The organism is Vibrio sp. CCUG 15886, assembly GCF_028570825.1.
Classification (GTDB): Bacteria; Pseudomonadota; Gammaproteobacteria; order Enterobacterales; family Vibrionaceae; genus Vibrio; species Vibrio vulnificus_B.
Genome location: NZ_JAQQBT010000017.1, coordinates 73,760 through 80,077 on the forward strand (window position 1 = coordinate 73,760; position 6,318 = coordinate 80,077).

The 6,318-nt window shown below is 48.1% G+C and carries 5 protein-coding genes; 3 read left to right on the plus strand and 2 right to left on the minus strand.

The window, feature by feature from the left end:
• Together fadA and fadB are read right to left on the minus strand one after the other, a co-directional pair.
• On the minus strand, positions 1–1,164 hold the full coding sequence (gene fadA / locus PQQ36_RS19460; RefSeq protein WP_011149064.1) for an acetyl-CoA C-acyltransferase FadA: 1,164 nt from the start codon (positions 1,162–1,164) through the stop codon (positions 1–3).
• Positions 1,165–1,176: 12 nt separating this feature from the next.
• Positions 1,177–3,348 carry a fatty acid oxidation complex subunit alpha FadB gene (gene fadB, locus PQQ36_RS19465; RefSeq protein ID WP_011079018.1) on the minus strand — a complete coding sequence of 724 codons (2,172 nt, stop codon included), beginning with the start codon at positions 3,346–3,348 and terminating at the stop codon, positions 1,177–1,179.
• Positions 3,349–3,595: 247 nt separating this feature from the next.
• Here fadB and PQQ36_RS19470 point away from each other — a divergent pair, with 247 nt between their 5' ends.
• The 3 genes from PQQ36_RS19470 to hemG are packed head-to-tail and all read left to right on the plus strand — an operon-like array spanning position 3,596 to position 6,259.
• Entirely contained in the window at positions 3,596–4,219 is a 624-nt protein-coding gene (locus PQQ36_RS19470) for a YigZ family protein (protein ID WP_273662261.1), read from the plus strand.
• Positions 4,220–4,264: 45 nt separating this feature from the next.
• Positions 4,265–5,722 carry a TrkH family potassium uptake protein gene (locus PQQ36_RS19475; RefSeq protein WP_011079016.1) on the plus strand — a complete coding sequence of 486 codons (1,458 nt, stop codon included), beginning with the start codon at positions 4,265–4,267 and terminating at the stop codon, positions 5,720–5,722.
• 9 nt (positions 5,723–5,731) lie between these two features.
• Positions 5,732–6,259: a menaquinone-dependent protoporphyrinogen IX dehydrogenase gene (gene hemG / locus PQQ36_RS19480; protein WP_043921081.1), complete on the plus strand. Its 528-nt coding sequence runs from the start codon at positions 5,732–5,734 to the stop codon at positions 6,257–6,259.
• Positions 6,260–6,318 lie beyond the last annotated feature (59 nt).

A 6,318-nucleotide genomic window follows, 5' to 3' on the forward strand; every position in this document is an offset into this window, starting at 1 on the left:
TTAAGGGCGTTCAAATACCGTTGCAATGCCTTGACCTAAACCAATGCACATGGTCGCAAGGCCGTATTTGGCGTCTTTGGCTTCCATCAGGTTAATCAGAGTGGTTGAAATACGAGCCCCCGAGCAACCCAGTGGGTGACCAAGAGCGATAGCGCCACCGTTAAGGTTGACCTTCTCATCCATCACATCCAGCAGACCTAGGTCTTTCGCACACGGTAGAGATTGCGCTGCAAACGCTTCATTTAGCTCAATCACATCCATGTCTTCAATCGATAGACCGGCACGTTTAAGTGCTTTTTGCGTCGCAGGTACAGGGCCGTAACCCATGATGGAAGGATCGCAACCGGCGATCGCCATGCCTTTAATACGAGCACGAATCGTCACGCCAAGCTCATTGGCTTTCTCTTCACTCATGATCAACATCGCAGACGCACCATCCGACAAAGCAGAGGATGTGCCAGCAGTGACGGTGCCATTGGCTGGATCAAACACAGGGCGAAGTTGAGAAAGCCCTTCCACTGTGGTTTCTGGGCGAATCACTTCGTCATGATCCAAGGTGAATAAGGTGCCATCCGCGGCATGCCCTTCGGTGGGCAGAATTTCGTTTTTGAATCGACCTTCCAGCGTTGCTGCATGGGCGCGAGCGTGAGAGCGTGCGGCAAACTCATCTTGTTGCTCACGGCTAATGCCGTGCAGCTTGCCAAGCATTTCAGCGGTTAAGCCCATCATGCCCGCCGCTTTGGCAACGTGTTTCGACATGCCCGGATGAAAATCCACACCGTGGTTCATTGGCACGTGGCCCATATGCTCAACACCGCCGATCAAACAGATCTCTGCATCACCAGTCATGATGGCGCGCGCACCATCGTGCAGCGCTTGCATCGATGAGCCACAGAGACGGTTGACCGTCACTGCGCCAATTTCAATTGGCAAACCTGCCAGCAGCGCTGCGTTTCGCGCTACGTTAAAGCCTTGTTCTAGGGTTTGTTGAACACATCCCCAATAGATATCTTCAATCTCACTTGGGTTAACTTGTGGGTTACGCGCCAGAATCCCTTTCATCAAATGGGCAGAAAGATCTTCTGCTCGAGTGTGGCGGAAGGCGCCACCTTTAGAGCGACCCATTGGCGTACGTAGACAATCGACAATTACGACATTTTTCATTGTGGGAACTCCTTAGATAGAACCTTGCTGTTGCGCGCCGTAAAAGGTTTGCCCTTTTTCAGCCATATCAATAAGCATTTGTGGAACCTGATACATAGCGCCAAGTTCGACATGCTGCTGTGCCATTGCGACAAAGTTTGCAATACCAACACTATCTAAGTAGCGGAATACACCACCACGGAAAGGAGGGAAACCAAGGCCATACACCAGCGCCATATCCGCTTCTTGCGCTGAGGCGATAATGCCTTCTTGCAAGCAAAGCACCACTTCGTTGATCATCGGAATCATCATGCGTTGGATAATGGTCTGATCATCAAAGGCTTGTTGAGCGGCACAAACAGGCGCAAGAATCGGTACGATCTCATCACTGAATGCTTTCTTCGGTTTGCCTTTCTTGTCCATGGTGTACGTGTAGAAACCGCTGCCGTTTTTCTGGCCATACTTGTTGGCTTCAAACAAGGCATCAATCGCATCGCGACCTTGTTTACCCATGCGCTCAGGGAACCCTTGCGCCATGACGGCTTGAGCGTGGTGTGCGGTATCAATACCGACCACATCCAATAAGTAAGCAGGGCCCATTGGCCAACCGAACTTACGTTCCATCACTTTATCGATTTGAGTGAAGTCGGCACCATCGCGCAGCAACATGCTAAAACCACCAAAGTATGGGAACAGCACGCGGTTAACAAAGAACCCTGGGCAGTCATTGACCACTATTGGGGATTTGCCCATTTTGGCTGCGTAAGCAACGACACGGTTGATGGTTTCATCGGAGGTGTGTTCACCACGAATGATTTCGACTAAAGGCATGCGATGCACTGGGTTGAAGAAGTGCATACCACAGAAATTCTCTGGTCGTTTGAGTGATTTGGCCAGCAAGTTAATTGGAATGGTCGAGGTGTTCGAAGTGAGAACGGTCTCTTCGCTCACTTGCTCTTCCACTTCGCTTAATACGGCTGCTTTCACTTTCGGGTTTTCGACCACGGCTTCTACGATGATATCGGCGTTATCGATGCCCGCGTAGTGAAGGCTTGGCGTAATAGAAGCGAGAATACCGGCCATTTTAAAGCCATCAATCTTGCCACGTTCAAGCTGTTTGTTGAGTAGCTTTGACGCTTCCGTCATGCCCAGATCCAGTGATGCTTGCGCGATGTCTTTCATGATCACGGGCACACCTTTGAGAGCAGATTGGTAGGCTATGCCGCCCCCCATAATACCTGCGCCCAGCACTGCTGCACGTTGGGTCTCTTTATTGGCGGATTTTGCTGCTTTCTTCGCTATGCCTTTGATGTATTGGTCATTGAGGAAAAGACCCACCAAGGCCTTGGCTTCTTCTGACTTCGCCAGTTTAACGAAATGTTTTCTTTCGATGTCTAACGCTTGATTGCGCGCAAAACGGGCACCTTCTTCAATCGTGACAACGGCGGTCATCGGTGCAGGGTAGTGTGGCCCTGCCACTTGAGCTACCAAGCCTTTGGCCATGGTGAAACTCATCATCGCTTCGAGTTTGCTTAGCGTTAACGCTGAGGTTTTTTGCTGGCGACGTGCTTTCCAGTCAATTTTTTCATTGATGGCATCGGTGAGTGTTTGCAGGGCGGATGCGTAGAGGCGATCGGAATCGACGACAGCATCAAGCAAACCAATTTTTAGAGCTTCCTCTGCACGGCAAGCTTTGCCTTGGGTGATGATTTCCATGGCGCTGTCTGCGCCGATCACGCGCGGCAAACGCACACAACCGCCAAAGCCAGGCATAATGCCGAGTTTGGTTTCAGGAAGACCAATGCTGGTGGTTTTATCACCAATGCGTAAGTCGGTAGCAAGTACACACTCACATCCACCGCCTAAGGTATGCCCTTTGACAACCGCGACAGTCGGAACGGGCAAATCTTCCAGTTTATTGAAGATGCTATTGGCAAATTGAAGCCATTGGTCGAGTTCTTCTTCTGGCTTGGCAAACAGTCCTAAAAACTCAGTGATATCTGCTCCGACAATAAAGGCTTCTTTGTCTGATGTAAGCATCACGCCTTTCAGACCGGAGTGAGCGGTGAGCGCATCAAGCGCTTTGTCGAGTGAAGCAAGAGTTGCTAGATCGAGCTTATTGACGGAATTTGGCGCGCAGAAAAGGATTTCTGCCACTCCATCTTGTACTTCCTTTACCTGTAGGGTTTCGGCTTGGTAAATCATTGTCTATCTCCATGACATACAATCTTGGATTGTCTGTATACCTAAGGCGCACATTCGCCGATGTAGGTATAGTGGAAAGTGTTGTATTTATATTCTGGTTAGACCAGTTTGCTTAGTGTGGACCTCGGATTGTCTAATTTCAATACATTTTTTAAACAAGTGTTTAACATTGTGCGTTAAAGCAGATCTTATGCACTCTGAATAGGGGCATGCTACACTTGCCGTTCTTGTTGATAGTGCGAATGTCATGAACGAAAATCCATACCTCATCCCAGCCCAAGCGGTTAAATTTGAAGAAGAAATCAAAAAGAGTCTCTTTATTACTTATCTTGCTCATACCCAGACGATAGAGGCGGCAAAAGCTTTTGTAGAGAGGATTAAAACGCAACATGCCGATGCGCGTCATAACTGTTGGGCGTTTGTTGCTGGGCGACCAGAGGATTCAATGAAGTGGGGTTTTAGTGATGATGGCGAGCCATCCGGTACAGCAGGAAAGCCGATTTTGGCGCAGCTCTCTGGGTCGGGTGTTGGTGAGATCACCGCAGTCGTAACACGATATTATGGTGGTATTCGCCTTGGCACTGGTGGATTAGTGAAAGCGTATGGCGGTGGTGTGCAGCAGGCGCTCAAGCAGCTTCAAACAATTGAGAAAAAAATAACCACAAAACTCAGACTGGAGTTAGACTATGCGTTCGTACCAATTGCGCAATCTATAATGCAGCAATTCGACGCTGTTGAGGTTGACGCTCAATACAGTGAGAGCGTCGTGCTGGTGGTTGAACTGGAAGTGAGAAACGTGGAGATGTTTACTCAAACCATGATCAACAAAAGCAGTGCAAAAGCGCTCGTGACGCCTTATATCGGGAAATAACAATAACAACTAGGAAGTCTGTCGACTTTATTGATTCAATCACCCATGCAATTTCGTTCAATTATCCGTATTGTCGGGCTGTTGCTCGCACTCTTCAGTGTCACTATGCTTGCGCCCGCGTTGGTGGCGCTTATTTATCGCGATGGTGCGGGTGTTCCTTTTGTTACGACCTTTTTTGTGCTGCTGTTTTGCGGCACCGTGTGTTGGTTTCCAAACCGTAGGCATAAACACGAACTCAAAGCGCGCGATGGCTTTTTAATTGTGGTGCTGTTTTGGACCGTACTCGGCAGTGCTGGTGCGTTGCCCTTCCTGATCGCTGATAACCCCAGTATTTCGATTACCGATGCGTTTTTCGAATCCTTCTCCGCGCTGACCACCACGGGTGCGACGGTTATCGTCGGTTTAGATGAACTGCCCAAAGCGATTTTGTTCTATCGCCAGATACTGCAATGGTTTGGCGGTATGGGGATCATCGTGCTGGCGGTCGCGATTTTGCCTGTTCTAGGCATTGGTGGCATGCAGTTGTATCGTGCTGAAATTCCTGGTCCAGTCAAAGATAGTAAAATGACCCCGCGTATTGCTGAAACGGCTAAAGCACTTTGGTATATCTATTTGAGTCTGACTATCGCTTGTGCGGGGGCTTTCTGGTTGGCGGGAATGACGCCGTTTGATGCGATTAGCCATAGTTTCTCGACCATCGCGATTGGTGGCTTTTCTACCCATGACGCCAGTATGGGATATTTCGATAGCTATGCGATTAACTTAATCACGGTTATCTTCCTGCTGATCTCGGCATGTAACTACTCACTTCACTTTGCAGCCTTTGCCTCTGGCGGTGTTCATCCCAAATACTATTGGAAAGACCCAGAGTTTAGAGCGTTTATCTTTATTCAAGCACTGCTGTTTGTCATTTGCTTCTTATTATTGTTGGCACACCATTCTTACGACTCCATTTACGATGCCTTCGACCAAGCGTTGTTCCAAACAGTTTCTATCTCAACTACTGCGGGTTTCACCACCACGGGATTTTCAGATTGGCCACTATTTCTACCCGTGCTACTGCTGTTCTCCTCTTTTATTGGCGGATGTGCAGGCTCAACCGGTGGTGGTATGAAAGTCATTCGGATTTTATTGCTCACGTTGCAAGGTGCGCGTGAACTTAAGCGCTTAGTTCACCCTAGAGCGGTCTACACCATCAAAGTGGGTGGCAATGCTCTGTCGCAACGTGTGGTGGATGCGGTGTGGGGATTCTTCTCCGCTTATGCATTGGTGTTTGTCGTTTGTATGCTCGCACTTATTGCGACAGGAATGGACGAACTTACCGCTTTTTCGGCCGTCGCGGCGACGCTAAACAACCTAGGCCCAGGCTTGGGGGAAGTTGCAGTGCATTTTGCGGATGTGAACGATAAAGCCAAATGGGTTTTGGTGGTGTCTATGCTCTTTGGTCGTTTAGAAATCTTTACCTTACTTATATTGCTAACCCCTACATTTTGGCGCAGTTAAGGAGAAATGATAGTGAAAGCCCTATTTCTTTATTCTTCCCGCGAGGGGCAGACCAAGAAAATCCTTCAATATATAGAAGAACAGTTACCGAGCTATCAATGTGATGTGAAGAATCTACATGACATCGATACGGTGGATTTTTCTGTTTATGACAAAGTGCTGATTGGCGCGTCGATTCGCTATGGTCATTTGAATCAAAAGCTCTATCAATTTATCCAGCATAACCTAACTCAGTTGAATGAACATAAAGTGGCGTTCTTTTGCGTCAACCTAACCGCAAGAAAAGAAGAGCAAGGGAAAGATACGCCAGAGGGAAGCGCTTATATTCGAACATTTCTTAAAAAGTCTCCTTGGCAGCCTAACCTAATCGGTGTTTTCGCTGGCGCGCTCTATTATCCCAGATATAACTGGTTTGATAGAAATATGATCAAACTCATCATGACATTAACTGGCGGAGAGACGGACACCAGTAAAGAAGTGGAGTACACCAACTGGAAGAAAGTACGCCAATTCTCTGAGAAGTTTGCTTGTTTGTAGAAATAACCTGCACTTTTTGCTTGTTTTGACTCTTTTTTAAACGAACGATAGAAAAATTA